The 25,521-nt window shown below is 66.2% G+C and carries 22 protein-coding genes and 1 pseudogene; 7 read left to right on the forward strand and 16 right to left on the reverse strand.

What is annotated here, in order from left to right:
* The first annotated feature begins 67 nt into the window (after positions 1-67).
* The 4 genes from QHG62_RS15800 to QHG62_RS15815 are packed head-to-tail and all read left to right on the forward strand — an operon-like array spanning position 68 to position 5,131.
* Complete coding sequence (locus QHG62_RS15800) at positions 68-2,821, forward strand: circularly permuted type 2 ATP-grasp protein (RefSeq protein ID WP_281146575.1); 2,754 nt, start codon at positions 68-70, stop codon at positions 2,819-2,821.
* 28 nt (positions 2,822-2,849) lie between these two features.
* Positions 2,850-3,653, forward strand: coding sequence for a basic amino acid ABC transporter substrate-binding protein (locus QHG62_RS15805; RefSeq protein ID WP_281146576.1), 804 nt, complete (start codon positions 2,850-2,852; stop codon positions 3,651-3,653).
* 18 nt (positions 3,654-3,671) lie between these two features.
* The gene (locus QHG62_RS15810; RefSeq protein ID WP_281146577.1) at positions 3,672-4,676 is read left to right on the forward strand and encodes a transglutaminase family protein; all 1,005 of its coding nucleotides are present in this window, start codon (positions 3,672-3,674) and stop codon (positions 4,674-4,676) included.
* Positions 4,673-5,131, forward strand: a complete 459-nt coding sequence (locus QHG62_RS15815; RefSeq protein ID WP_281146578.1) for a RidA family protein — start codon at positions 4,673-4,675, stop codon at positions 5,129-5,131. Before QHG62_RS15810 ends, QHG62_RS15815 begins: the two co-directional genes overlap by 4 nt.
* A gap of 325 nt (positions 5,132-5,456) precedes the next feature.
* Here QHG62_RS15815 and QHG62_RS15820 read toward each other — a convergent pair whose 3' ends face one another.
* The 8 genes from QHG62_RS15820 to QHG62_RS15855 form a co-directional block, all read right to left on the reverse strand.
* Positions 5,457-6,482: a LacI family DNA-binding transcriptional regulator gene (locus QHG62_RS15820; protein WP_126749009.1), complete on the reverse strand. Its 1,026-nt coding sequence runs from the start codon at positions 6,480-6,482 to the stop codon at positions 5,457-5,459.
* Positions 6,483-6,606: 124 nt separating this feature from the next.
* The gene (locus QHG62_RS15825) at positions 6,607-7,590 is read right to left on the reverse strand and encodes a 2-hydroxyacid dehydrogenase (protein WP_281146579.1); all 984 of its coding nucleotides are present in this window, start codon (positions 7,588-7,590) and stop codon (positions 6,607-6,609) included.
* A 1-nt stretch (position 7,591) separates the two neighbouring features.
* On the reverse strand, positions 7,592-8,545 hold the full coding sequence (locus QHG62_RS15830; protein ID WP_281146580.1) for a sugar kinase: 954 nt from the start codon (positions 8,543-8,545) through the stop codon (positions 7,592-7,594).
* A 6-nt stretch (positions 8,546-8,551) separates the two neighbouring features.
* Positions 8,552-9,295, reverse strand: a complete 744-nt coding sequence (locus QHG62_RS15835; RefSeq protein ID WP_281146581.1) for a sugar phosphate isomerase/epimerase family protein — start codon at positions 9,293-9,295, stop codon at positions 8,552-8,554.
* Positions 9,295-10,050 (reverse strand): amino acid ABC transporter ATP-binding protein, encoded by a 756-nt coding sequence (locus QHG62_RS15840; RefSeq protein ID WP_281146582.1) that lies wholly within the window; start codon positions 10,048-10,050, stop codon positions 9,295-9,297. Before QHG62_RS15840 ends, QHG62_RS15835 begins: the two co-directional genes overlap by 1 nt.
* Before the next feature lie 35 nt (positions 10,051-10,085).
* On the reverse strand, positions 10,086-10,883 hold the full coding sequence (locus tag QHG62_RS15845; protein ID WP_281146583.1) for a transporter substrate-binding domain-containing protein: 798 nt from the start codon (positions 10,881-10,883) through the stop codon (positions 10,086-10,088).
* Positions 10,884-10,941: 58 nt separating this feature from the next.
* The gene (locus QHG62_RS15850; RefSeq protein ID WP_281146584.1) at positions 10,942-11,595 is read right to left on the reverse strand and encodes an amino acid ABC transporter permease; all 654 of its coding nucleotides are present in this window, start codon (positions 11,593-11,595) and stop codon (positions 10,942-10,944) included.
* Positions 11,596-11,622: 27 nt separating this feature from the next.
* Positions 11,623-12,294: an amino acid ABC transporter permease gene (locus tag QHG62_RS15855; protein WP_126749056.1), complete on the reverse strand. Its 672-nt coding sequence runs from the start codon at positions 12,292-12,294 to the stop codon at positions 11,623-11,625.
* Positions 12,295-12,427: 133 nt separating this feature from the next.
* Between QHG62_RS15855 and QHG62_RS15860 the strand changes: the two genes are divergently transcribed.
* Together QHG62_RS15860 and QHG62_RS15865 are read left to right on the forward strand one after the other, a co-directional pair.
* Positions 12,428-14,101: a hypothetical protein gene (locus tag QHG62_RS15860; protein WP_281146585.1), complete on the forward strand. Its 1,674-nt coding sequence runs from the start codon at positions 12,428-12,430 to the stop codon at positions 14,099-14,101.
* A gap of 220 nt (positions 14,102-14,321) precedes the next feature.
* A complete protein-coding gene (locus QHG62_RS15865) occupies positions 14,322-15,059 on the forward strand; it encodes a metallophosphoesterase family protein (RefSeq protein WP_281146586.1) in 738 nt (245 codons plus the stop codon).
* Positions 15,060-15,069: 10 nt separating this feature from the next.
* On the opposite strand, the gene QHG62_RS15870 is transcribed toward QHG62_RS15865, so the two are convergent.
* Both QHG62_RS15870 and QHG62_RS15875 read right to left on the reverse strand, forming a co-directional pair.
* Positions 15,070-15,606: a cysteine hydrolase family protein gene (locus tag QHG62_RS15870; protein ID WP_281146587.1), complete on the reverse strand. Its 537-nt coding sequence runs from the start codon at positions 15,604-15,606 to the stop codon at positions 15,070-15,072.
* Between the two features lie 66 nt (positions 15,607-15,672).
* A complete protein-coding gene (locus tag QHG62_RS15875) occupies positions 15,673-17,265 on the reverse strand; it encodes an esterase/lipase family protein (protein WP_281146588.1) in 1,593 nt (530 codons plus the stop codon).
* A 199-nt stretch (positions 17,266-17,464) separates the two neighbouring features.
* On the opposite strand from QHG62_RS15875, the gene QHG62_RS15880 reads away from it, so the two are divergent.
* Positions 17,465-18,595 (forward strand): MBL fold metallo-hydrolase, encoded by a 1,131-nt coding sequence (locus QHG62_RS15880; protein ID WP_281146589.1) that lies wholly within the window; start codon positions 17,465-17,467, stop codon positions 18,593-18,595.
* Between the two features lie 19 nt (positions 18,596-18,614).
* Here the strand turns inward: QHG62_RS15880 and QHG62_RS15885 are convergent, their stop codons facing one another.
* From QHG62_RS15885 to QHG62_RS15910, 6 genes and pseudogenes are all read right to left on the reverse strand, one after another.
* A complete protein-coding gene (locus QHG62_RS15885; protein WP_281146590.1) occupies positions 18,615-18,803 on the reverse strand; it encodes a hypothetical protein in 189 nt (62 codons plus the stop codon).
* Positions 18,803-21,199: a DNA topoisomerase IV subunit A gene (gene parC / locus QHG62_RS15890; RefSeq protein ID WP_281146591.1), complete on the reverse strand. Its 2,397-nt coding sequence runs from the start codon at positions 21,197-21,199 to the stop codon at positions 18,803-18,805. Before parC ends, QHG62_RS15885 begins: the two co-directional genes overlap by 1 nt.
* Before the next feature lie 46 nt (positions 21,200-21,245).
* A complete protein-coding gene (locus tag QHG62_RS15895; RefSeq protein ID WP_281146592.1) occupies positions 21,246-21,482 on the reverse strand; it encodes a kelch repeat-containing protein in 237 nt (78 codons plus the stop codon).
* A 493-nt stretch (positions 21,483-21,975) separates the two neighbouring features.
* Positions 21,976-22,542 (reverse strand): annotated as a pseudogene (locus QHG62_RS27735) (Kelch repeat-containing protein); the annotation flags it as partial.
* A complete protein-coding gene (locus QHG62_RS15905) occupies positions 22,542-23,444 on the reverse strand; it encodes a lytic transglycosylase domain-containing protein (RefSeq protein ID WP_281146593.1) in 903 nt (300 codons plus the stop codon). The pseudogene QHG62_RS27735 and the gene QHG62_RS15905, both read right to left, overlap by 1 nt.
* A 26-nt stretch (positions 23,445-23,470) precedes the next feature.
* A complete protein-coding gene (locus QHG62_RS15910; RefSeq protein ID WP_281146594.1) occupies positions 23,471-25,468 on the reverse strand; it encodes a DNA topoisomerase IV subunit B in 1,998 nt (665 codons plus the stop codon).
* Positions 25,469-25,521 lie beyond the last annotated feature (53 nt).

The raw sequence follows: 25,521 nt of genomic DNA on the forward strand, positions 1-25,521 counted from the left end.
GCAAGGGGACATTTAGCACATCGCCCGCCACCTCACCCGGTGACGGCGATGTGACAATCCATCCCCTGTGGAACCTTTGAACGAATCCCTGTTCGACGCCCAGGCGCTGGAATTTCCAGCCGCCCTGGCGTCGGCGCTCGCCCCGGCCGCCCTGCCCGGCCACTTCGACGAACTGCGCGGCCAAGCCACGTCCGCCGCGCCGCCGCGCCAGGTCACCGGCGCAGCCCCGGCGCTGGCCACGCCACCCACGCTCTACGATGCGGCGGCCGAGCGCCCCGCGCCCCTGCCGAACCCGTCGCAGGCCCAATCCCAGACGCAGACACAGACCCAGGTTGTCCAGCAACCGCAGCCTTCCAACGAGAAGCCGCCCCTCACGCCGGCCTGGAACGCATTCTTCGAGCAGCTCGGCCCGGGCGGTTTTGGCGACCTGCCGCGGCGGGCGGTCAACCTGGAGCGGCAGATCCGCGACAACGGCGTTACCTACAACGTCTATGCCGACGCCGATGGCCCGCAGCGCCCCTGGTCGCTCGACTTGTTTCCGCTGATCGTCTCGCCCGAAAGCTGGAACCAGATCGAAGCCGGCGTGCTGCAGCGCGTGCGCGTGCTCGACCGCGTCATGGCCGACGTCTACGGCCCGCAGCAACTGCTGAGCGAAGGCCTCTTGCCCCCGGCACTCGTGCGCGGGCACCCCGGCTACCTGCGCGCCCTGCACGGCGTGAAGCCGCCGGGCGACACCTGGCTGCACATTGCGGCCTTCGATCTCGCCCGTGGACCCGATGGCAACTGGTGGGTGGTGTCGCAGCGCACGCAGGCGCCTTCGGGCCTGGGCTATCTGCTCGAAAACCGGCTTGCCATTACGCGCCAGTTTCCGCAGGCCTTCGAGGCCCTGCAGGTGCAGCGCCTGGCCGCCACCTACAGCGCCATGATGGACGGCCTGCAGCGCATGTGCCCGGCCGGCGTGCCGCCCCATATCGCGCTGCTCACGCCCGGCCCCTACAACGAGACCTACTTCGAGCACGCATACCTTGCGCGCTATCTCGGCGTGACACTGGTCGAGGGGAGCGACCTCACGGTGCGCGACCAGCGGCTCTATCTCAAGACACTGCAGGGCCTGCGACCGGTGCATGGGCTCATCAAGCGGCTGGACGACCAGTTCCTCGATCCGCTCGAACTGCGGCCGGATTCCACACTCGGCGTGCCCGGCCTGCTGCAAGCCATTCGGGCCGGCAACGTGCTGGTGGCCAACATGCCCGGTTCGGCGTTTCTCGAATCCCCCGCGCTGCTGGGCTTCTTGCCGGGCCTCGCGCGCCGCCTGATCGGCGAAAAGCTCAAGCTGCCAGCGCTGCCAACGTGGTGGTGCGGCGAGCGTGCCGCGCTCGAGGCGGTGCTGCCGCAGCTGGGCGAATGCGCCATCAAGCCGACCTACCCCGGATTCGACGGGCAGACCAGCTTCGACGCGGTGCTCGGCAGCGAACTGAGCCGGCGCCAACTCGACGAATGGGCCGGCCGCATCGTGCGCGACGGCGAAGCCCACACCATCCAGAGCTACCTTCCGCTGTCGCAAATGCCCACGTGGGCCAATGACCTGGGCCCGGGCCACATTGCGCCACGCGCGGTGCTGCTGCGCGTTTTTGCCGTGAGCGATGGCGCGCAGTCGTGGCGCGTGCTGCCCGGCGGGCTGGCACGGCTCGCGGGCCGCGATGCGCAGATCGCCTCCATGCAGCGCGGCGGCAGCAGCGCCGACGTGTGGGTGCAAACGCACGGCGAGGTCGACCGCACCACGCTGCTGCAGCCGCATGCCACGCCGGCCTCGCTCGCGCGGCACCGCGCGCCGGTTACCAGCCGCGCGGCCGAGAACATGTTCTGGCTCGGCCGCTACACCGAGCGGGCGGAAAACGCGGTGCGGCTCGCGCGCCTCACGCTCAACCTCCTGGGCAGCGAAGACCAGTCGTCGCGTACGCTGCTCGATTGGCTGCATCGCATGGCCCTGCGCAATGCATTGGTGCCGGCCGGCGTGCCCAGTGCGCCGCAGTCGCGCCGCGTGTTCGAGCGCGCGCTGATTGCCGAGCTCGGCGACGTGGAGCGCGGCGGCAGCGTCGGCTTCAGCCTGCGCTGCATCCGGCAGGCCGCCGCGGCGGTGCGCGAGCGCCTCTCGCAGGACAACTGGAACCAGATCGTGCGCGCCGAGGCCGAGTTCTTGCGGCGCGCCGCCGAGCAGGCCGGCGAAGGCAGCTTTGCCACCGGCGCCGCATTGCGCGCGCTCGAATCCGCAAGCACCGCGCTGGCCGCCATGACCGGCGCACAGACCGACCGCATGACGCGCGACGACGCCTGGCGCCTGCTGTCGATCGGCCGCCACATCGAGCGGCTGGGCTTTCTGTCGAATGCGCTGGAGGCCGGCTTCGAGAACGGCGCCGTGCACGAGGTGAGCGGCTTCGAGGCCATGGTGGCACTGTTCGACAGCACCATTACCTTTCACGCGCGCTACCAGCAGCGGCGCGACGTGGCCACGCTGGTCGATTTGCTGGTGCTCGATGCCGAGAATCCCCGGTCGCTGGCGTGGGTCACGCAAACGCTGCGCGGGCGCATTGCGCGCCTTGCGGGCAGCGCACCCGGCAAGCTCACCGCCCTGTCTTACGAACTGCCAGACCCCGCAAGCTGGACGCTCGAGCACCTGTGCGCCTCCGGAGCCGATGCCGACTACCCTGCGTTGGTGCAGCTTCTCGCCAACTGCGAAACCGCGGCCTACCATGTGTCCGACGCCATCGGCACGCGCTATTTCACGCTCACGTCGGAATCGCTGCGTTCGGTCGGCGCCTGAACACGCTCTTTCCCCTGGAGGCCGCCACATGCTTGCCAACCGCCGCATCGCCTGGATCGCCGCCGGACTTGCCGCTCTTGCGCTGGCCGGCTGCGGCAAGCAGGAGCCCACCGCCGTGGGTACGGCCGCGCCTCCGCCGCCGGCGGCACGGGTTCTGGTGGTCGGCACCGATGCCGCCTACACACCCTTCGAGTCGCAGAACGAAAAGGGCGAGATCGTCGGTTTCGACATCGAGGTGGTCAAGGCGATCGCTGGCAAGGCGGGCTTCGAGGTGAAGTTTGTCAACACGCCGTGGGAAGGTATCTTCAACGCGCTCGACCAGGGCGACCGCGACCTGCTGGTGTCGGCGATCACCATCACCGGAGAGCGCCGCCAGACCATGGACTTTTCGAAGCCGTACTTCGAAGCCAAGCAACTCATCGCCGTCAGGCGCGATGCGCAGGTGGCCAGTTTCGAAGACATCAAGACCATGAAGGTCGGCGTGCAGAACGGCACCACGGGCGACGAGGTGGTCGGCAAGCTGCAGGGCAAGTCGAGCGGCAACATCAAGCGCTTCGAGTCCACGCCGCTCGCGCTCAAGGAGCTCGAGGCCGGCGGCGTACAGGCCGTGGTGGCTGACAACGGCGTGGTGGAGCACTACCTTGCCAACAACCCTGGGGGCGGCTTCAAGACGGTGAGCGATGCGGCCTTTCCGGTCGAGCAATACGGCATTGCGGTCAAGAAAGGCAATGCGGAGCTCCTGGCCAGGATCAACAAGGGCCTCGACGACATCAAGGCCGACGGCAGCTACGACAAGATCTACGCGGCACATTTCGGCGGCGCGCCGAAGTAGCTTCCCAGCAGGAACCCCATGCTTCTTCACGTCACGCACGAAACCCGCTACGAGTATTCGCCCCCGGTCGAAACGGCGCAGCACCTGGCCCACCTGAAGCCGCTGGCCACCTCTTCGCAGCGGCTGGTGAGCCACAAGCTCGCCATAGAACCCCAGCCCGCGCAGCGCAACGAGCTGCCCGACGTGTACGGCAACACCCGCGCGTTCTTTGCGCTCGAAGCCACGCACGACAGCCTCGTGGTCACCGCCGAAAGCGTGGTCGAAACCTCCGAGCCCGTGCTTTCTCCGGCCGTGGCGCGCGACCTGCCCTGGGAGGCCGTTCGCGAGCGTTTCCGCTACCGCAAGGACGCCACCTTCGATGCGGCTTCGGAGTTCGTTTTTCCGTCGCCCTACGTGCCCCGCCACGACGACTTCGCGGCCTACGCGCGCGCAAGCTTCGCGCCTGAACGGCCGACTTTCGACGTGGCGATGGACCTCACCGAGCGCATGTACCGCGACTTTGCCTACGAGGCCGACAGCACCGAGATCAGCACGCCCGCGGTCGAGGCGCTCGCGCAGCGCAAGGGCGTGTGCCAGGACTTCGCCCACATCATGATTGCCTGCTTTCGCATGATGGGCCTGCCCGCGCGCTACGTGAGCGGCTACCTGCTCACGCAGCCGCCGCCCGGCCAGCCGCGGCTGGTGGGCGCCGATGCCTCGCACGCCTGGGTGTCGGTGTACCTGCCCGGCAATGGCGACGGCCCCGAAAGCGCCGGCGGCTGGGCCGAGTTCGACCCCACCAACGGGCGCCAGCCGGGTGAGGACTATGTGGCGCTCGCTATCGGCCGCGACTATTCCGACGTGTCCCCCATGCGCGGCGTGCTGCACGGCGGCGCGCGCCATACGCTCAAGGTGGGCGTGACGGTGCAACCCATCGAAGAGCTTCGCACGCAGGCTGCGCAAGCGGCGCAGTCACAATCGCAGACGCAATCACAGACACAATCCCAAATTCAATCGCAACCCTCGGACAAGGATCTCCAATGAGCGTTTACGACAAGCTTTCCAGCCTCGGCATCACCCTGCCCCCCGTCGCCGCCCCTGCCGCGGCCTATGTGCCCTTTGTGCGCACCGGCAACCTGGTTTTTCTCTCCGGCCATATCGCCAAGAAAGACGGCAAGGTCTGGACCGGACAGCTCGGCGCCAACATCAGCACCGAAGAAGGCAAGCAGGCCGCGCGTGCCATTGCCATCGACCTGCTGGGCACGCTGCATGCGGCCGTGGGCGACCTGAACAAGATCACGCGCATCGTCAAGGTCATGAGCCTGGTCAACTCCGTCGGCACCTTCACCGAGCAGCACCTGGTGACCAATGGCGCCAGCGAGCTGTTTGCCGAAGTGTTCGGCGCCGAAAAGGGGTCGCATGCGCGCAGCGCGTTCGGCGTGGCACAGGTGCCGATGGGTGCCTGCGTCGAGATCGACCTGGTTGCCGAAGTCGGCTGACCGGTTTCAGCGCAGGCAGCCACAGCCATGAGCGTGCAGGCCCTGCGCTCTTCCTTCGGCAACAACTGCCACTGGTGCGGCTTGCCGATGGATTTTGCGGAGCCTCGCAGCACGCCTGACTCGGCCACCATCGAGCACTTGAACGACTCGACGCTGGGCGGCGTTCGCAAGCAGAAGCACCGGCGCCTTGCCCACGCAATCTGCAACCGCACGCGCAACGAGTTCAAGCTGCAAGCCGAACGGAATTTCCAGCGCTGGCTTGCCCAGCGGGTCGAACTCAGCCGAGTCGTTCGTGTTGCGGACCTGGCCGCTGCTGAGCCGGCTGCTATGCCGGCTGAGACGAGCCCCGCACCACCAGCTGCCCCGGCAGAAGCAACTGACGTGCTGCTACATCCAGCCCCTGCAGCCGTTCGATCAGGCACGTAGCGGCGCAGCGGCCGATGGCGTCGGTGGGCTGCGCCACGGTGCTCAGGCCGGGGCCGATGAGCGAAGCCCACTCCGGGTCGTCGAAGCCGACAAAGCCCAGCTCCTGCCCGAACTGCCACCCCAGGCGCGCCATGGCCTGTGCGACACGCAGCGTGACCACCGCATTGCCCGCGACCACCGCCGCACGGCGCCCGCGCTTTGCGCGCCGATGCAAGGCGCGCAAGGCTTCGTCCAGCGCATCGCTCTCTCCCTCGACGCTTTCGAACACCTCGCCCGCCACGCGCGGCTCGTGCGCAGCCACGCAGGCGCCGAAGGCCGCAGTGCGTTCGCGCCGCGAGCTCACGCCCTTTTGCGGCTCGGTCACGTAGAGCAGTTCGCGGTAGCCGCCTTCGACCAGATGGCCGCAGGTGTCGCGCATGGCCGAATGGTTGTCGAGCGAGACGAAATCGGTGTGCATGCCGGCATGCCGCCGGTCGACCAGCACCGCGGGCTTGCCGTGCAGCGTGACCGCATCGACCACGTTGCTGCCGCGCCCCAGCGTGTTGAGAATGAAGCCGTCGACCTGGTAGCCCGCAAGCGCATCGATGGCCTCGCGCTCACGTTCGCTCTCGTTGCCCAGGTTGAACAGCATCACCAGGTAGCCCGCGTCCTGGCAGGCCTTCTCGGCGCCGCGCAGCACCGCGACTGAATACGGGTTGGTGATGTCGGCCACGATCAGTCCGATGAGGCGCGAGCGACCGTGGCTCAGTGCTTGCGCCATGGGGCTGGGGGTGTAGGCCAGCTTGGCGATGGCTGCTTCGACGCGCGCTGCGATGTCGCGGCTCAAGAGGCGCTCGCGGTGGTTGAGAAAGCGCGAGACGGTGGCTTTGGAGACGCCTGCGGCTTCGGCGACGTCGGCGATGGTGGCGCGCCCGCTCGGGTTCATGGATTTGCTCCTTCCCCCTTTGGGGGAAGGTTGGGAAGGGGACAGGCAGAGCGCGCAATGGGTACGCCGCTTGCCCCCAACCCTGCCCTCCCCCAGCGGGGGAGAGAGAAAATCCTCGGGGGCTTCATGCGCCCGCCGTGTCGTACGGCGCCGTCGGTTTCTCGCCGGCCAAGACCTGCAGAAGATTGGTCGTCGCCAGCTCAGCCATCGCGTGCCGCGTCTCATGCGTCGCCGACCCGATGTGCGGCAGCGGCGTGACACGCGGATGCGTGCGCAGCGGCGAATCGGCCGGCAGCGGCTCTTTCGCGAACACGTCCAGGCCCGCGGCGCGCAACGTGCCGTGGTCGAGCGCATGCAGCAATGCGGTTTCGTTCACCGTCGCGCCACGGCCGCCATTGATGAAAGACGCCCCCGGCTTCATGCGCGCGAAGAAGCCGGCATCGATCATGCCGCGCGTCGCGTCGGTGAGCGGCAGCATCGCCAGCACGATGTCCGAGCGCGAGAGCAGTTCGTCAAGCGGTGTATGGGTTGCGCGGCCTCGCAGCTCTGGCGCCTGTGCGGCCAGGTCGACGGGCCGGCGCGAGTGGTAGAGCACCGGCATGCCAAAGCCGAGCGCCGCGCGCCGGGCCACGGCCTGGCCGATGCGGCCAAAGCCGAGAATACCCAGCGTCTTGCCGTGCACGTCCGTGCCGAAGAACTCTTCGCCGATGTTCTTGGTCCAGCGCCCTTCGCGCACGAGGTTCGAGAGCTCGACCACGCGGCGCTGCGTCGCCATCAATATCGCGAACACGGTATCGGCCACCGTCTCGGTCAGCACGTCAGGCGTGTGGCACAGCACGATGCCGCGCTTGTGCAGTTCCGCCAGCGGATAGTTGTCGACACCGACCGACACGCTCGAAATCACCTTGAGCTGGGGCGCCGCATCGAGCAGCGCGGCATCGATGTTGTAGCTCGAACCGATCAGCCCGTTCGCGATGCCGAGCGCCGCGGCAAAAGCCTCGGGCTCCTTGCGCGGATCGGCAACGGTCACATGGTGCGCGGCCTGGAGGCGCGCGAGTTGGTCTTCAGGCAGCGCCCTGAACACAAGCACGTTCTTCTTGTCGGTCATTTCAGAGTCCTGCTTCTTCGAGCTCGGCGCGCGTCGGCAAGCCTTCGGTGTCGCCCAACACCTGCACCGCGCGTGCGCCGATCCATGCACCGCGGCGCACGGCGTCGGGCACGCTCTTGCCTTCGAGCAATGCGCTCACCACGCCGGCCGCAAAACCGTCGCCGGCGCCCACGGTGTCGATCACTTCCTTCACCGGAAAACCGTCGACGCGTCCGGTGCCCGCCACGTCGCTGTCGTAGTAAGCGCCTTCGGAACCAAGCTTGACGACCACCAGCTTCGCGCCGCGCTCCCGATAGAAGCGCGCCACGTCTTCGGGCTGGGTATGGCCGGTGAGCAGCAGGCCCTCTTCGATGCCGGGCAGCACCCAGTCCGCGCGCGAAGCCAACTCGTTGATCCAGTGGCGCATGGTGTCGGTCGACGGCCACAGCGTAGGCCGCAGGTTGGTGTCGAACGAGATGGTGCGGCCGGCCGCGCGCATCACGTCCATCGTCTTGAGCGCGGCCTGCAGGCTGGTGTCGGAGATGGCCGGGAACACGCCCGTGGCATGCAGGTGGCGCGCCGAACGCAGCCAGGCTTCGTCGACATCGGCCGGGCCCATGTGGCTCGCGGCCGAGCCCTTGCGGTGGTATTCGACCGGCGGATCGCTGCCGTCGGTGACGCGTCCCTTGAACTGGAAGCCGGTGCGCTGCGCGGGGTCGCAGATCACGTGCGAGCAGTCGATGCCCTCGCCCTTCATCGTTGCAATCAGGTAGCGCCCCATCGAGTCCGTGCCCAGCCGGCTGGCCCAGCCCACCTTGAGGCCGAGACGCGAAAGGCCGATGGCAACGTTGGTCTCGGCACCGGCGGTGCGCTTGTAGAACGCCTCTGCGTTTTCCAGCGGACCGGGCCGGTCGGCCACGAGCAGCAGCATGGCCTCGCCGAACAGGGCAACGTCGAAAGCGGTCGGTTCTGTCATGTATTTCTAGGCTCGCGCGGAGCGGATGAAATCGATTTGCGTGCGTGCGACGGCCATCAGGTCGTCGCCCACCAGAGGGTATTCGATGGCATGCGGCACATCGGCCGGCAACGCGCGCAGCACGGTACGCCACGGCGCGGCCGAGTCGCCCAGCGGCACCGCCACCCACTTGTGCGGCAGGCGCTGCGCGCCCTTGCAATGCACGTAGCGCACGCGACGGGCCAGCGCCTGGGCCGCCTGCAGCGGGCATTCGCCGAGCCAGTGCCAGTTGCCCATGTCGAAGGTCATGCCGAGTTCGACGCCGGCCTTGTCGGCCACGTCGAAGAAGGTCTGCAGTGCCGGTAGCGTGCCGGCGCGCACCGTCTGGTCGTTTTCGATCAGCAGTTCGACGCGCGTTTCCGCGAGCTGCACCTTCAAGCCCCACAGCGACCCGTGAGACGACGCACGAAAGTCGCCGATCGACATCTTGAGCCGCTTGGCGCCGAGCTTCGTTGCGGCGGCAATGCCGCGTGCCAACGCTGCGCTGTCGAGCCAGCCCCCTTCGGCCCACAGCCCTTCGGGGCTGGAATACACGGAGGCAAGCCCCGCCAGCGAAGGCAGTTCCGCATCGGGGTTGCGCAGCATTTCGCCGCGCACCTCGACCGAATCGGCGCCTGCCTCCAGCGCCAGTTGCGAGCACCAGAGCTGGCCATGCCGGCCCACCTCGGCCGCACCGAAGGACGACAGAGAAACGAGTACCTGAAAAGACATCAGTGGGCCTGGTGCGAACTCAGGATCTGCCCGAGGAACTGGCGCGTTTTTTCGTTCTGCGGATTGCTGAAGAATTCCTGCGGCGGCGCCTGCTCGACGATCTTGCCCTCGGCCATGAAGATCACCCGGTCGGCCACGCTGCGGGCAAAGCCCATTTCGTGCGTGACGCACAGCATGGTCATGCCGTCTTCGGCGAGGCCGATCATGGTGTCGAGCACTTCCTTGACCATTTCGGGGTCGAGCGCCGAAGTGGGCTCGTCGAACAGCATGATCTTGGGCGTCATGCACAGCGCGCGCGCAATGGCCACGCGCTGCTGCTGCCCGCCCGAGAGCTGGCTCGGGTACTTGTTGGCCTGCTCCGGAATGCGCACGCGCGTGAGGTACTTCATGGCCACCTCTTCCGCCTGCGCCTTGCTCATGCCGCGCGAGCGCATCGGCGCGAGCGTGCAGTTTTCCAGGATGGTGAGATGCGGAAACAGGTTGAACTGCTGAAACACCATGCCCACTTCTGCACGCACCGCGTCCACGTTCTTGCCGCCGGCCGTCAGGTCGATGCCGTCGACCACGATGCGGCCCTTCTGCACCGTTTCGAGCCGGTTGATGCAGCGGATGAGCGTCGATTTGCCCGAGCCCGAAGGCCCGCAGATCACGATGCGTTCGCCCTGGCGCACCGACAGGTCGATGCCGGTCAACACCTGGAATTCACCGTACCACTTGTTGACCGCTTCCATGCGGATGATCGATTCCGTCGTCATGCCAGGATTCCCTTTTCTTCTTCAGCCCTTGCGGTTCACTGCATCTTCGGCAGGTCGGCCTGCAGCCACTTCTGGTAGAGCTTGTTGAGCTCGCCATTGGCGGTGTTCTTGGCAACGAATTCGTTGACCGCCTTGTGCAGCTCTTCCTGGCCCGGACGCATGGCAATGCCCATCGATTGCTGCACCAGCGTGAACTTGTTCTCGTAGCTGCCGGCGGGCACGCGCTTGGCAATTTGCGCGGCCACGGTCACCGAGCAGCCGATGGCGTCGACCTGGCCCGAAATCAGCGCCTGCATGGCCGAGGCGTCGTCGTCGAAGCGGCGGATTTCGGTGCCTTCGGGTGCGGCCTTGGTCACGGCGACGTCTTGCGTCGAAGCGCGGGCCACGCCCACGCGCAGGCCCTTCAGGTCGGCTGCGCCCTTGATGGGGGTCTTGGTGGCGCCGTACAGCACGATGGTGGCGGCTGCATAGGGCTGCGAGAACTGCACCTGCTTGGCGCGCTCGGGCGTGATGGCCAGCGAAGCGACCAGCACGTCGACCTTGTTGGTCAGCAGGAAGGGAATGCGGTTGGGGCCGGTCACCGGCACGATGTTGGCCTTGACGCCCCACTCTTTCGCGAGCAGCTTGGCCACGTCGGCGTCATAGCCGTCGGGCTGGTTCTGCGCATTGGTGGTGCCGTAGGGCGGAAAGTCGACCAGCATGCCGATGGTGATCTCGCCCTTTTTCTTGATGTCGGCCACGGATTGGGCCGATGCGAAGGGTGCGAACACGGTGAGCGCGGCGCCAAGGCCAAGGGCTGCCAGGGCAACGCGGCGGGTGGTGGTACGGGTCATTGGATGTGTCTCCTGAAATTAAGAAGGAAGCGACGAGAAGAGAGAAAACGAAAAACGATCAGCGTGCGAGCGCCTGTGCACGCTTGCGCTCCATGCGCCCGGCCAGCAATGAAAGCGGCCAGCAGATCGCAAAGTAGATGGCGGCCACCACCGAGAACACGATGAGCGGCTGGAAGGTGGCGTTGTTGACGATTTGCCCGGCGCGCGTTACCTCCACGAAGCCGATGATGGCCGCGAGCGAGGTGCCCTTGATGATCTGCACCAGGTAGCCCACGGTGGGCGCCAGCGCAATCTTGAAAGCCTGCGGCAACACCACGTCGCGCATGCGCGCGCTGTACTTGAGGCTCAGGGCCTCCGCGGCTTCCCACTGGCCGCGCGGAACCGCCTCGATGCAGCCGCGCCAGATTTCGCCCAGGAAGGCCGCGCTGTTGAGGATGAGCGCCACGCCCGCAGCAATCCACGGGTTGATGTCCAGCCCCAGCACCGGCGCGCCGAAGAACACAAGGAACAGCTGCAGCAGCAGCGGCGTTCCCTGGAAGATCTGGATGAAGGTGGTCGATACGCCGCGTGCCCACGCCGATTCGGACGTGCGCATGAGCGCAATGATCAGCCCCAGGATTGCGCCGCCGACGAAGGCAATGGCCGAGAGCGCCAGCGTCCATTTGGCCGCTTCGAGAATGAACAGGAATTCGGGAAAACCGAAGGTACGCATGATGGTTCTGGCTCCGTCCGGGGCTTGTTACCGGCGGTCCGGATAGTTGAGCGTGCGCTTGTAGATCAGCTTGAACATGGCCGAGAAGGCCAGTGCCAGCGCGAGGTAGATGGCAGCCACCACGATGTAGATCTCGAAGCTGCGGAAGGTCTGCGACTGCAGGTTGGCGGCCACCGAGGTCAGGTCGTCGGCCGAAATGACCGACACCACGGCCGAGCTCAGCATCAGCAGGATGAACTGGCTCGTGAGCGCCGGGTAGATGGCCTTGAGCGCAGGCTTGATGATGACGAAGCGGAAGATCTCCCAGGGCTTGAGGTTGAGCGCCCTGCCCGCCTCGATCTGCCCCTTGGGAATCGACTCGATCCCCGCGCGGATGATTTCGGTCGCATACGCGCCGAGATTCACCACCATGGCCACCAGCGCAGCTGTTTGCGGCGACCAGCGCAGGCCGATGGCCGGCAGCGCGAAGAAGAAAAAGAACAGCTGCACGAGGAACGGCGTATTGCGGATGACCTCGATGTACGCGTTGATGACAAAGCGCAGCCAGCCCGGCCCCGACGTTTTTCCCCAGGCACAGAAGATGGCGACCACCAGGCCGATCAGCGTGGCGGAAAGCGAAAGCTGAATCGTGATCCAGGTGCCCTTGAGCAGCAGCGGCCAGGCAGCGAAGACGGCGTCGAATTGAAACTGGTAGTTCATGTTTGCGAGCACGGGCGTTGCCGTGCGCGTGCCCCAAAAGCAATGCTTGCAGCTTATATGAAACCGGTTTCAGAACGACCTAGGGATTCCCCTAGGTCAGCTTTTCCACGCACCTTCTGCCTACACTGCAGCGATGCTGAATACACCCCCAGCACCTGCCGTGCAGCATTTCAGGCAAGCCCTGCTCTGGCCGTTGCGGCTCATGCCGGCACCTGATGCCACGCCCGCGCACCACGGCCCCTGGCACGTGCTGCGGGAGATGGGCGACGCCTCGCCCTGGCGCGAAGAGATCGACGAATACACCGGCGACAGCAGCCGCTTTCACGAGCGCCACTACAACGAGTTCGTGAGCTTCCTGCCGTATGTGCAGCGCTTTCTCTACGGCGAAGGCCGCTCCAAGGGCAAGAGCGGCGAAGAAGGCGGCAACGATGGCGATTCGCCGATGCGCATCTTTCGCCGCCGCGACATTGCAGCCGTGCGGATGGTGCCGCAGGCAGGCGACGCGCCCATCACGCTCGACGTGGTGCATTGCGACCTGTATTTCTTCTTCGACATCGACGTGGTGCTGCTCAACCTCGAAGTCGGCGCGGACAACCTGAGCCTTGCGCAGGCGCAAGACCTGCTCTACCGCTTCGGCCGTGCCTACCCCGCTGGCTGGAACGCCGCTGGCGGCGCACTGCATTGCATGGCCAGCGTCGAGTGGCTGGCCGCCGACGGCAGCGTGCTCGCGCGATCGGATGCGCAGCAGCGCGACGCATTTCTTTCGCACGTGGCCGAGCATCGCGCGCCGCGCATCTCGGCCCACTGGGCCTACCTGATGCAGCCGCTGGTGAGCGACCATTCCGACGACCCCGGCGTGCTGCGCTACCGGCAGATCGAGTACTACCGCATGCCCGTAATGGCATACCTTTCGCTCGACGACCCGAAGCGCCTCTCGCGCAACGATTTCATACGGCTCGGCCTGGTCACCGGCGCTGCCGAGGCCGATGCAGCGCGGGATGCCCACCTGCCCTATGCGGAGCAGCACCTTGCAGACTTTGAACACAAGTACTGCTACGACCGCTTCTGGGTCGACGCAGGCGCGGCGCCGAACACGCGCTACCTGTGCAACGGCCATGCGCTGATCGTGGTGGGCGATGCGCGCTCCGAATTCTTCTGCTGCCGCGACCGCGGCGTGCTCGCGCAGTTCAGGCACCAGCACTTCCTGCTGTTTCTCATCGCGCATTTCCAGAAGGCATCGCTCCTGATGTTCTCCGACCAGCTGGTGGAGGCGCTCAAGCGGCTCGACATTCGAAGTACGCCCAGCGTGAAGCAGTTCAAGCGCGCCATCCGCTCGAGCTTCGAGCGTTTTCTGCGCTTTACCCACCGCTACTGGTTCCACGAGATTTCGGAGCAGGCGCAGGTGCGCGCGCTCTCTCACATGTGCACCACGCACCTCGGGCTCGATCCGCTCTATGACGAGGTCAAGTCGCGCATCGCCGACATGAACACCTACCTCGATGCGGACAGCCTGCGCCGGCAGGCAAGCACCGTGGTGCGGCTCACGGTGGTCACGCTGTTCGGCCTGATCGGCACCGTCACCACGGGCTTTCTGGGCATGAACCTGCTGGCTGAGGCCGACGCGCCGCTGTGGCGCAAGGCGATCTGGTTCGGCGTGGTCTTCGTCTTCACGACCTGGCTCACGATCTACACGATGGTGAAATCGCAGCGCCTGTCTGACTTCATCGATGCGCTGTCGAATGATCGGCTGGGGTTTCGCGGGAAGCTCAGTGCGCTGGCTCGGGTCTGGCGGTCTGGGGCTGATTGATCTTCACGTGTGCGTTGTTCAGGGCGGCGCGCCCGCCGACGGGGTACCTTTCTCCGCGAATGTCCCCCGGCCTGCGGCCTCCAGCGAAATAAAGGAGGAGCCGAAGGCGGGGGACATTCGCGGAGGGGAGCACCCGGTGGCCTTTGCACCCGCCCTGAACAAAGACCCAAACGCACCTCAGGACTAAGATCGTTCCGCCCCTCAAAAAAAGCCCTGTCAGATGCGCATAGCCCTAGTCTCCGACATCCACGGAAACCTCCCCGCACTCGAAGCCGTGGTCGAAGACATTGCCCGCCGCGGCGCAGACATCATCGTCAACCTGGGCGACAGCCTCTCCGGCCCGCTGATGCCGCTGGAGACCGCGCAGTTCCTGATGGCGCAAGACTGGGTTCAACTCGCGGGCAACCATGAACGTCAGTTGCTAACGATGCCTGCCGAAAAGCGCGGCCCCTCCGATGCGTTCGCGCATGCGCGGCTCGGCGCGAAGGAGTTCGAGTGGATCGCGTCGCTCGGGCACAGCCTGCGCTTCAGTCCGGAAGTCCTGCTCTGTCATGGCACGCCTTCCAGCGATCTCGAATACTTTCTGGAGACCGTGGAGCCCACGGTGTTCCGCGCTGCGACCCAGGCGGAAATTGATGCGCGCCTAGGCCAGGTCGATGCACAGCTGATCGCCTGCGGTCATACCCATGTACCGCGCGTGGCGCATGCATCCGGCGGGCAGTTGATCGTCAATCCGGGCAGCGTCGGCCTGCCGGCCTACGACGACATTCATCCGTATCCGCACGCCGTGGAAACCGGCTCTCCGAACGCGCGCTATGCCATCGTGGAACGGCACGAAAGCGGATGGTCGTCCCGGCTGATTGCAGTGCCCTACGACCACACGGCCATGGCGGCACTGGCGCTGAAAAACGGGCGGCCGGACTGGGCCCATGCGCTCGCAACCGGGCGCATGCCCTAGAGCTTCCGGTTCAATCGCCGAACGCGATCTGAGCGCTGTCCACGGCGCTGATGCGCACGCCGAAGCTGGTGATGTCAGCCAGCGTGGCATTGTGGTGCGCGCGAATGAAGGCGCCCGTGGCGTGCGGCTTGTCGTGCGAAGTGTGCGCGTCGGCCGCAAGCGTGACCTCGTAGCCCAGCGCTGCGGCACGCCGCGCAGTGGTGTCCACGCAAAACTCCGACGAATAGCCGCAAATGACCACGCGCCGTACCGCATGCCCCGTCAGCCATGCTTCGAGTGGCGTGCGCAGGAACGAATCGGGCGTGGTCTTGCGGATCTTCGTGTCGCCTGCATCCACGTACAGCGCATCGGCAAGTTGCCAGCGTTCGGAGTCGAACTCCAGGTCGACGTCATTCTCGTGCTGGATAAAAGCCACCGGTGCGCCGGCCGCGCGTGCGCGCTCGGTCAGCGCATTGATGCGCTGGATCACCTGTTCGGCTTCGTAGGGACGCGGTGGGTCGTCGCACAGGCCGCGTTGCATGTCGATGACGAGAACGGCAGTTTTCATGGGAGTGGAAAGCAGGCAAGGACTCGGGGCCGCCCCGAGTATGCCCCTGCTACCCGCCCAGCCGCCTCAGTTCCAGGCGCTGACTTCGAGCCGCACCTTGCCGCTGATGCCCGGTGCCGCTGCTGCCGCGCCCAGGCTCGAAAGCGGCACGATGCACTGCTGCTTGCCGTTGGCCAGTTGCGTCGAGCTCATCGGCAGCGAGGCCTTGCCCGCGGTGTCGGTCTGCCAACCGTATTTGATGTTCCAGTTCTGCGCGGGGTCGTCCGCCTGGGGCGGGGAAAGCTCGATGACCAGCGTGTCGCGGAACAGCGAACTGCCCTCGTAGTGCCCGTCGAGCCAGAACTTCTTGTTGACCTGGTAGTCGGGCACGCGCACCCCGAGCGTCATGGCATAGGCCAGCGTCGGCCTGTCCTGCTTCACGCGGGCCTTGTTGGCCAGGAATACGGTCGACAGATAGATCGAGCGCCGCTCGGGCTTGGCCGGACCGGTGAGCTCCTTGTGCGTGCGGCAGGCGGGCGAATCTTCCTCGGCCACGCGCCGGCTCAGGTACCAGCGCTTGCCGCGCGGGGCGGCGAGCAGCTCGACTTGGTAGAGCGCATCGACATCGGCGTCCTTGGGCAGGTCGGGCGGCAACGTCACGCTGTCGACGTCGAACCAAAGATCGACGCGCACGTCGCCGAACAAGAAACGCACCAGGTTCTGGTACGCCTCCTCGGAATTGACGATGCCGAAGTAGCCCGAGTGCGACCGAAAGGCGTAGGCGGTGGCCACGGGCTTGCTGCGCTTTGCCTCGTCGATGGACCAGAGCGAGGCGTTCTCGATGCGCACCAGACCATCGCTGCCGTGGCCCGCGAACATGCGCGACAGGCCCTTGGCCGCTTCGTAGTCGCCGCGGTTGGAGCCCACCATGCAGAAGAAGCGCTCGGCCGGAAAGGCTGCGGCCGGCAGGTAGTCCATGCGGCCATCGACCGGTGCGGTGTCCAAGAACTCCGACATCTTGTCGCGGTTGAAGGTGTTCATCTCGTTCGCCGTGAGCCAGCCCGGCACGTTGACGCCGCCCAGGTCGATGCCGTTGTGCGGCGTGGCATAGGTGAACACCTTGTCGACACAGGCGCGCGCCGCCGCGTCGCCGAGCGTGGGGTTCTGCAGAAAGGCCCGCACGACCAGCCCGCCCATCGAATGCGCCACCAGATAGCAGCGAAAGTCCGCGGGCGAAAACGCGGCACCCTCGCGCAGCGCGACCAGGTCGCGCACGCGCAGGATCAGCTTGCCGAGGCCCTGCGCGTAGATCTTCACGTCGCGCGACTTGCCGTCGCCGAGCAGCTCCGAGCCGCTGTCGTAGTAGCGGTAGATGACGATGGATGCCGCTGGAATGCCGTCTACGTCCTTCCCGGTTTCGTCGGGCGAGGGCTTCCAGTCGTTGTCCAAGATGTCCAGGCCGTTCTGGTAGACGCTCTGGTATTGAAAGTCCGCCAGGAGCCGCACCACCGGAGATTCGAAGACGAACTTCTGTGCCGGTGCTTCCTTCTTGACGGTGGCGCGGTACACGGTGGAGCCCACATTGAAGCCGCAGAACGGGTCGGCCGCCGTGTCGTCGCGTTCGGCCTCGGTCATGGCGTAGCCGCGCACGTAGATGATGGGATAGCGATTGCTGCTCATGGTGGGTGTTGCCCTTTCAACGGCCGCGAGGTTCGGCGCTTTTCAGTGTGCCGCGCGCCGCCGCTACCGGCCATAGAACGCACGGCATACGACAACCGGCGCGCAAAGCCCCTTTGCGCCGAATGTTTCTGCCGTTGAAACCATTGGCAACGAAGCCGCGGCTAAGCTCGCGCCGCAAACACCCCGAACATCCGCATTCATGAATGAAGCTGCCCGCCCCCTGTTCTCTCCGAAGCACCTCTTGAGCCGCTTTCGCAGCTACGGCACCTCGCTCTTCGCTGCAAGCTGCGCACTGGCAGCCGGCTGCGTGAGCAGCAGCGGGTGCGAGGCACGCTACGACGCATCGCCGCAGTTCAAGGGCTGCGGCTTCCAGAACCTGCCGAACCCGGAGGTTCTGCCTTCCGCCAGCGCCTGGCGAATCTGGTCGCGCTTTATCGTCGGCAGCAAGGTCGACACCGTGCCGGTTGATCCGATTCCCGTGCAGATGCTGAGCACCGCCGACCTGGAGGCGCTCGACCCCAAGGCCAACCACGTGGTGCGGCTCGGGCATTCGTCCCACCTGCTCAAGCTGCAGGGGAAATATTGGCTGATCGACCCCGTGTTCAGCGAGCGGGCATCGCCGTTCAGCTTCGCCGGGCCCAAGCGCTTCCACAAGCCGCCTCTCACGCTCGAGCAATTGCCGCCGATAGAAGGCCTGATCCTCTCGCACGACCACTACGACCACCTTGACGTGGCGACCATCGAGTACCTTGCACTGCGCGTGCAGCGCTACTTCGTACCGCTGGGTGTGCGCGCGCGGCTGCTGGCCATGGGCGTGCCGGCCGACCGCGTGACGGAACTCGACTGGTGGCAGGGCGGCGAACACGACGGCGTGAAGCTCACCGCCACACCGGCGCAGCATTTCTCGGGGCGCACGCTGACAGACCGCGACCGCACGCTGTGGGCCTCATGGGTGGTGCAAAGCGGCGGCCAGCGCATTTTCTACAGCGGCGACTCCGGCTACTTTCCGGGCTTCAAGCAGATCGGCGAACGCTTCGGCGGTTTCGACCTGGCGCTGATGGAAAACGGCGCCTACGACGCCTACTGGCCCGCCGTGCACATGACGCCGGAGCAAAGCGTGCAGGCTTTCGAAGACCTGCGCGGCAAGGTGCTCTATTCGGTGCACAACAGCACCTTCGACCTCGCCTTTCACACTTGGCACGATCCGCTGGACCGCATCGCCAACCTTTCGAAGGCAAAGAACATCGAACTGGCAACGCCGATCATCGGCGAAGTGCTGACGGTAGGAAAGGCCCGCACCAACGAGCGTTGGTGGGACGGCCTCAAATAGGTGCGCCGCCCGCCGGGGCCTAGCCGCGTTCCTTGCGCTCGCGCGCGCGGCGCTGTTGCCGGGTTTCGTTGGCTTGCGCCGCAATGCGGTCTTTTTCGCGCTGCTTGGCCCCGCGCTTCAGGCGCATCTGGCGTCCGAACCAGAAGCTGCCGATGCCAGTGACCACCGCAATCACGAGGCCGATGATGCTAAAGTCGATGCCGCCCATCACAAGACCCGAACGATGCTCGTCGGCTTGAAGCCGAGGTCGGCCGCCTTGCCCTTGCGCGCACGGCTGCCGCGCGCGTTGTTGAGCGTGCGGATCTCCAGGGTTTCGTCGCGCTCCTTGCCGCCGCGGCCAATGCCTTCGATCTTCACGCTGCGCGTGTAGGCCGCGGCGCCCGCGAGCGTGTCCTTGGCGTCCAGGTCGATGAGCGTCAAGCCGCGGCCGCCCTTGGGCAGGCTCTTGAGCTCCGAGATATCGAAGGTCAGGATGCGGCCGCCGGTGGAGGCGCAGGCCACATGTGTGGCGGCGGGCATCGGCTCGGCGCCGCTCGCACCGCCCACCAGCGAGGGGCGGCAGAGTTGCTCGCCCTCGCCCACGTCGATGAAGGCCTTGCCGCCGCGCTGGCGCGACATCATGTTTTCGACCGTGGCGGTGAAGCCGTAGCCGCCGGTATTGGCCAGCAGCACGCTCGCACCCACCGGGCCTGCAAAGAAGTGCGTGACGTGCGTGCCGGCATCCAGCTCGATGAGCGTGGTCACGGGCTGGCCGTCGCCGCGCGCGCCGGGCAGCGAGGCCACGGGCACGGTGTACACGCGCACGGTCTTGTCCTTGGCGCTGCCGAAGACCAGCAGCGTGTCGACACTGCGGCATTCGAAGGCGCCGTAGAGTGCGTCGCCGGACTTGAAGCTGTATTCGGGTGCGGCCGAACCGTTGCCCGCGGCCTTTTCGCTGGCCCAGCCCTTCTGCGCGCGCACCCAGCCCTTCTGCGAAACGATGACGGTCACGGGTTCGTCGACCACCTTGACTTCGGCCACGGCGCGCTTCTCGGCCTGGATCAGCGTGCGGCGCGGGTCTTCGAAGGACTTGGCATCGGCTTCGATTTCCTTCACCAGCAGGCGGCGCAGGGCCGCCGGACTGCCGAGGATGTCTTCGAGCTTTTTCTGCTCGGTGCGCAGTTCGTCGAGCTGCTGCTGGATCTTGATGGCTTCGAGCCGCGCAAGCTGGCGCAGACGGATTTCGAGGATGTCCTCCGCCTGCACTTCCGAAAGGTTGAAGCGCGCAATGAGCGCTGCCTTCGGCTCTTCCGCCGCTCGGATGATGGCGATCACCTCGTCGATGTTGAGCAGCACCAGCTGCCGGCCTTCGAGAATGTGAATGCGCTCCATCACCTTGTTCAGGCGGTAGCGCGATCGCTTTTCAACCGTGATCTCGCGGAACGCGATCCACTCGTTGAGCATCTGGCGCAGCGACTTCTGCGTCGGCTTGCCGTCGATGCCCACCATCGTGAGGTTGATCGGCGACGAGGTTTCGAGCGAGGTTTGCGCGAGCAGCGTGGTGATGAATTCTTCCTGGCTGATGCGTGACGTCTTGGGCTCGAACACCAGGCGCACGGCGGCGTCCTTGCTCGACTCGTCGCGCACCACATCGAGCACCGACAGCATCGCGGCCTTGAGCTGCGTCTGCTCGGCACTCAAGGCCTTCTTGCCGGCCTTCACCTTCGGGTTGGTGATTTCCTCGATTTCCTCGAGTACCTTCTGCGTGCTGACGCCTGGCGGCAGCTCATTGACCACCAGCTGCCACTGGCCGCGTGCGAGGTCTTCGATCTTCCAGCGCGCGCGCACCTTGAGCGAGCCGCGGCCGGTGCGGTAGGCATCGGCAATGTCGGCAGGGCCGCTGATGATCTGTGCGCCGCCCGGGTAGTCGGGGCCGGGCACGATCTGCAGCAGCTCTTCTTCGCTGAGCTTGCCGTTCGACTTGATCAGCGCCACGCAGGCGTCTGCAATCTCGCGCAGGTTGTGGCTCGGAATTTCGGTGGCCAGGCCCACTGCGATGCCGCTTGCGCCGTTGAGCAGCGTGAACGGCAGCCGCGCGGGCAAGAGGCGCGGCTCTTCGGTGCTGCCGTCGTAGTTGGGAATGAAGTCGACCGTGCCCTCGTCGATCTCGTCGAGTAGCAGGCTGGTGATGCGGGCCAGGCGCGCCTCGGTGTAGCGCATGGCCGCGGCGCCGTCGCCGTCGCGGCTGCCGAAGTTGCCCTGGCCGTCGACCAGCGGATAGCGCTGCGAGAAGTCTTGCGCCATGCGCACCAGCGCGTCGTAGGCGGCCTGGTCGCTGTGCGGGTGGAAGCGGCCCAGCACGTCGCCGACCACGCGTGCGCTCTTGACGGGCTTGGCACCCACGGTGCCGTTGGCGCCGCCAAAGCCCAGGCCCATGCGCGACATCGAATAGAGAATGCGCCGTTGCACCGGCTTCTGGCCGTCGGATACGTCGGGCAGCGCGCGGCCCTTGACCACGCTCAGCGCGTATTCGAGATAAGCGGTTTGCGCGTAATCGGCAAGGGTGAGGGTGGTGTCGCCGTCGGTGGGACCCTGGAGATCGAGCGGAGGTTGAGAGTCGTCCATGGAGAAGAGAGAAAGAGAAACAGTTGCTGGCCGTGCGCTTGCGCGCTCAGCCTAGTGTGAAAGCCTCATGCACAGCGGACTGCACGGAGCCGCCGAGCACCGCGCCGCCGCCGGCCACGTAGATCCAGTCGCCGATGACCGCGGCGCCGACGGCATGGCGCGGCGTGGTCATCGGTGCATGGCGCTGCCAGGTGTCGCCCACGGGGTCGTAGCTTTCCATCTGGCCGAAAACCTTGGCCTGGCGCGGCACGCCGCCCACCAGGAACCCACCCTCCCCGCCCATGGCGAAGAGACGGCCCCGGTACACCACCAGGCCATGCCCCGAGCGTGCGGTGGGCAGCGGCGCGCGCAGCTCCCAGGTGTCGCGTGCGGGCAGGTAGACGTGGTGCAGGTCGGTGGCATGGCCTGGTGGTGTACCGGGGCCGTCTCTTCGCCATGGGCGGGGAGGGTGGGTTCCTGGTGGGCAGCGGCGCGCGCAGCTCCCAGGTGTCGCGTGCGGGCAGGTAGACGTGGTGCAGGTCGGTGTTGTATTCGAAGGTGTTGAAGCGCCCGCCGATCACGTGGATCTGGCCGCCGTGCGCCACGCAGCCGACGTGGTCGCGTGCGCCGGGCAGCGGCTTGCGGGTGCTCCAGCGGTCGGCCTTGGGGTCGTACACCTCGTGCCAGCCGACGCTCGCGCGTTCGGCCGCGGGCTCCGAGGCGCCGCCTATCAGGTGCAGCGAGCCATCCAGCATCACGGCCGCGGCTGCACCACGCGGGCGCGACAACGGCGCAATGGTGGCCCAGCGGTTGGCCGCAATGTCGTAGACATAGGCGTTGGTGTCGGAGCGGCGGTTCTGTTCGACGAAGCCGCCAAGCGCGTAGACACGGCCCTCGTCGGCCGCAACCGCCACATGGTTGGCGCCGCGCGGCAGCGGCGCACCGTCGAGCCAGCGGTCGGCCGCGGGGTCGTAGATGTGATGGTAGTCGCGGTTGACGGCGCCTTCGCCATAGCCGCCGACCACGTGCATGCGCCCTTGCGCGGCGGTGGCCCAGGCCATCTCGCTGCGCGGAATCGGCAGGGCCGCGCGCTTTACCCAGCGCCCGGCGAGCCCGGCGGGTGCCGGGCTGTCCGTGACGCGCTGGGCCTCTTGCTCGGGTGTCATGTGATGCGGAACGCCGCCTTGCAGCCGTGCATACGGCTCTTTCGACGACGGCACAGGCGGCAGCGTGTCGTGCGTGGCCGCATGCTGCGCGCGCGCAGCGCCGCCCAGCGCGCAAGCGGCAGTCGCAAGAACGAAGCTGCGCCGCTGCATGACGGACTCCTTCGTTGGCGATGGCGGCGAAAGGCGGGTGTACGGCATCAGGACACAGGCGTTTCCATGGCAGCGTCCGGCACCCCCGGCTGTTCGGACATCCCGGGCATTGCCGGCATGCCGGCGGGCGAGTCGGACGGCATGTTGCCACGCCCCACGGCCCCGCCCTTGGGAACCACCAGTTCCATGCGAATGCGGCCCGGTGCCTTGCCGCCACGCGCATTGCCGGTGCCGCCGGTGCTGCCGCCGTCCGCCGCCATGCCTGCCGAAGGCTTGAGATAAGCGTAGAGCCGCAGCACCGTCTGCACGTAGTTCTGCGTTTCCTTGTAGTTCGGAATCTTGTTGCCCGCGCGCTGCACCGCGCCTTCGCCGGCGTTATAGGCGGCAAGCGCCAGTTCGATCTGCCCCGGGAACATCGCGATCAGGTCGCGCAGGTAGCGCGAACCGGCGGCAATGTTGACGCGCGGATCGAACAGCTTCTTCTCGATGGTGCCGCGCTTGTCCGCGGAGACGCCGTAGCGCTGCGCGGTGGCCGGCATGAGCTGCATGAGGCCCATTGCGCCCTTGGGCGAGACGGCCTGCGCGTCGAAGCCCGATTCGGTGGCGATGAGCGCCTGCAGCAACTCGTAGTCGATCGAATGCTTGTTCGACGCGTCTCGCAGTGCGGCCTTTGCGGTCTTGTAGCTTGGCGAGGCTTCGAAGAGCGCCAGCAATGTCTGCGACGCCGGCGGCACCTTGCCGTCGAGCCTGCGCCCGCCGCGGCCGAGCGGCGAAATTCCCTTGGCCGTGTCGAAGCTCTGGCCGCCGCGAAAGAAGATCTGATAGCGCTCATCGATCTTCTCGGAAGCGAAGTGGGCGATGCCCTTGCTGTCGATGTAGCCGTAGATGTCAGCGGCGTGCGCAAGCCCCTGCTGCGCGCAAAGCAGCAAGGCCAGGAGCAACGGACGCATGAAATCTGAAATTTTCACGAGGGTGGTCAAACATCGATATCGACATCGTCGGCGCGCAGTTCCATGAGTTCGCGCCGCGCGGCTGCCTCGCCCTTGCCCATGAGCTTGGTGATCTCTCCCTGGGTGGACGTGAAGTCGAAGCGCCCCAGCTGCACCTTCATGAGGCGCCGGGTATCCGGATTGAGCGTGGTTTCCCACAATTGTTCCGCGCTCATTTCGCCCAGGCCCTTGAAGCGGCTGATGCTCCAGGCGCCTTCGCGCACACCGTCCTTGCGCAATTTGTCGAGTGTGGCGGTCAGTTCGCCTTCGTCAAGTGCATAGACCTTGGAAGCCGGCTTCTTGCCGCGCGCCGGCGCATCGACACGGAAAAGTGGCGGCTTTGCGACATACACATGGCCGGCTTCGATGAGTTTTGGAAAGTGCCGGAAGAACAGCGTGAGCAGCAGCACCTGGATGTGCGAGCCGTCCACGTCGGCATCGGAAAGGATGCAGATCTTTCCGTAGCGCAGGCCGCTCATGTCGGGCGTGTCGTTGGGGCCGTGCGGGTCGACGCCCACGGCCACCGAGATGTCGTGGATTTCGGTGTTGGCAAAGAGCCGGTCGCGCTCCACTTCCCAGGTGTTGAGCACCTTGCCGCGCAAGGGCAGGATGGCCTGGCTTTCCTTGTCGCGGCCCATCTTGGCGCTGCCGCCGGCGGAGTCTCCCTCGACCAGGAAGACTTCGTTGTGGCTCGTGTCCTTGCTTTCGCAATCGGTCAGCTTGCCGGGGAGCACGGCCACGCCGGAGCCCTTGCGCTTTTCGACCTTCTGGCCGGCACGCTGGCGTGTTTGCGCGGCCTTGATGGCCAGTTCGGCGAGCTTCTTGCCGTAGTCGACGTGCTGGTTCAGCCACAGTTCGAGCGCCGGGCGCACGAAGCTCGACACCAGCCGCACCGCGTCGCGCGAGTTGAGGCGTTCCTTGATCTGGCCCTGGAACTGCGGATCGAGCACCTTGGCGCTCAGCACATACGAAGCGCGTGCGAACACATCTTCGGGCAAGAGCTTCACGCCCTTGGGCAGCAGCGAGTGCAGTTCGATAAAGCCCTTTACGGCCGTGAACAGGCCGTCGCGCAGGCCGCTTTCGTGCGTGCCGCCGGCACTGGTGGGAATGAGATTGACGTAGCTCTCGCGCACCGGCTGGCCGTCTTCGGTAAAGGCCACGCACCAATCGGCGCCCTCGCCTTCGGCGAAGTTGTCGGCGTTCTTGTCGGCATGGCCGCTGCCTTCGAACAGCGGAATCACCGGGTCGCCGTTGAGCGTCTGCATCAGGTAGTCGCTCAGGCCGCCCTTGTAGAGCCACTGCTGCGTTTCCTTGGTCTTCTCGATCGTGAGCGTCACGCTCACGCCGGGCATCAGCACGGCCTTGCTGCGCAGCAGGTGGGTGAGCTCGCCCATGGGCAGGGCCGCGGTTTCGAAGTATTTGGCGTCGGGCCAGGCGCGCACGGTGGTGCCCTGCTTGCGTTCGCCGGCTTCGAGCTTGCGGATCTCGAGCGCCTCGATCACGTCGCCGGCGCTGAAGGCCAGCCTGGCGGCCGAGCCTTCGCGGTGCGAAGTGACTTCGAGCCGCTTGGATAGCGCGTTGGTGACCGACACGCCCACGCCGTGCAGGCCGCCCGAGAAGCTGTAGGCGCCGCCGGAGCCCTTGTCGAACTTGCCGCCCGCATGCAGCCGGGTGTAGACCAGCTCGATCACGGGGGCCTTTTCTTCAGGGTGCATGCCGAAGGGAATGCCGCGGCCGTCGTCCTCGACGCTGACCGAGTTGTCGGCATGCAGGGTGACCTTGATCTTCTTGCCGTGGCCGGCCAACGCCTCGTCGGCGGCGTTGTCCAGCACTTCCTGAATGATGTGCAGCGGGTTGTCGGTCCGGGTGTACATGCCCGGGCGCTGCTTCACGGGCTCGAGGCCCTTGAGCACGCGGATGGAACCTTCCGAGTACCCGGAGGACGCGGACGATGAACTGGGGGGAGTCTTGGGGGGAGTCGCCATGGGGGCGGATTGTAGTCAGTCGATGCGAAATGACTGGATACCCATACAGGAGC

Source organism: Variovorax paradoxus, assembly GCF_029919115.1.
Taxonomy (GTDB): Bacteria; Pseudomonadota; Gammaproteobacteria; order Burkholderiales; family Burkholderiaceae_C; genus Variovorax; species Variovorax paradoxus_O.

Bases quoted from the DNA above. Each gene is read 5' to 3' on its own strand.
- QHG62_RS15805 (WP_281146576.1), top strand. From the start codon at position 2,850: ATGCTTGCCAACCGCCGCATCGCCTGGATCGCCGCCGGACTTGCCGCT.
- QHG62_RS15810 (WP_281146577.1), top strand. From the start codon at position 3,672: ATGCTTCTTCACGTCACGCACGAAACCCGCTACGAGTATTCGCCCCCG.
- QHG62_RS15815 (WP_281146578.1), top strand. From the start codon at position 4,673: ATGAGCGTTTACGACAAGCTTTCCAGCCTCGGCATCACCCTGCCCCCC.
- QHG62_RS15820 (WP_126749009.1), bottom strand. From the start codon at position 6,482: ATGAACCCGAGCGGGCGCGCCACCATCGCCGACGTCGCCGAAGCCGCA.
- QHG62_RS15825 (WP_281146579.1), bottom strand. From the start codon at position 7,590: ATGACCGACAAGAAGAACGTGCTTGTGTTCAGGGCGCTGCCTGAAGAC.
- QHG62_RS15830 (WP_281146580.1), bottom strand. From the start codon at position 8,545: ATGACAGAACCGACCGCTTTCGACGTTGCCCTGTTCGGCGAGGCCATG.
- QHG62_RS15835 (WP_281146581.1), bottom strand. From the start codon at position 9,295: ATGTCTTTTCAGGTACTCGTTTCTCTGTCGTCCTTCGGTGCGGCCGAG.
- QHG62_RS15840 (WP_281146582.1), bottom strand. From the start codon at position 10,050: ATGACGACGGAATCGATCATCCGCATGGAAGCGGTCAACAAGTGGTAC.
- QHG62_RS15845 (WP_281146583.1), bottom strand. From the start codon at position 10,883: ATGACCCGTACCACCACCCGCCGCGTTGCCCTGGCAGCCCTTGGCCTT.
- QHG62_RS15850 (WP_281146584.1), bottom strand. From the start codon at position 11,595: ATGCGTACCTTCGGTTTTCCCGAATTCCTGTTCATTCTCGAAGCGGCC.
- QHG62_RS15855 (WP_126749056.1), bottom strand. From the start codon at position 12,294: ATGAACTACCAGTTTCAATTCGACGCCGTCTTCGCTGCCTGGCCGCTG.
- QHG62_RS15860 (WP_281146585.1), top strand. From the start codon at position 12,428: ATGCTGAATACACCCCCAGCACCTGCCGTGCAGCATTTCAGGCAAGCC.
- QHG62_RS15865 (WP_281146586.1), top strand. From the start codon at position 14,322: ATGCGCATAGCCCTAGTCTCCGACATCCACGGAAACCTCCCCGCACTC.
- QHG62_RS15870 (WP_281146587.1), bottom strand. From the start codon at position 15,606: ATGAAAACTGCCGTTCTCGTCATCGACATGCAACGCGGCCTGTGCGAC.
- QHG62_RS15875 (WP_281146588.1), bottom strand. From the start codon at position 17,265: ATGAGCAGCAATCGCTATCCCATCATCTACGTGCGCGGCTACGCCATG.
- QHG62_RS15880 (WP_281146589.1), top strand. From the start codon at position 17,465: ATGAATGAAGCTGCCCGCCCCCTGTTCTCTCCGAAGCACCTCTTGAGC.
- QHG62_RS15885 (WP_281146590.1), bottom strand. From the start codon at position 18,803: ATGGGCGGCATCGACTTTAGCATCATCGGCCTCGTGATTGCGGTGGTC.
- parC (WP_281146591.1), bottom strand. From the start codon at position 21,199: ATGGACGACTCTCAACCTCCGCTCGATCTCCAGGGTCCCACCGACGGC.
- QHG62_RS15895 (WP_281146592.1), bottom strand. From the start codon at position 21,482: ATGGGCGGGGAGGGTGGGTTCCTGGTGGGCGGCGTGCCGCGCCAGGCC.
- QHG62_RS15905 (WP_281146593.1), bottom strand. From the start codon at position 23,444: ATGCGTCCGTTGCTCCTGGCCTTGCTGCTTTGCGCGCAGCAGGGGCTT.
- QHG62_RS15910 (WP_281146594.1), bottom strand. From the start codon at position 25,468: ATGGCGACTCCCCCCAAGACTCCCCCCAGTTCATCGTCCGCGTCCTCC.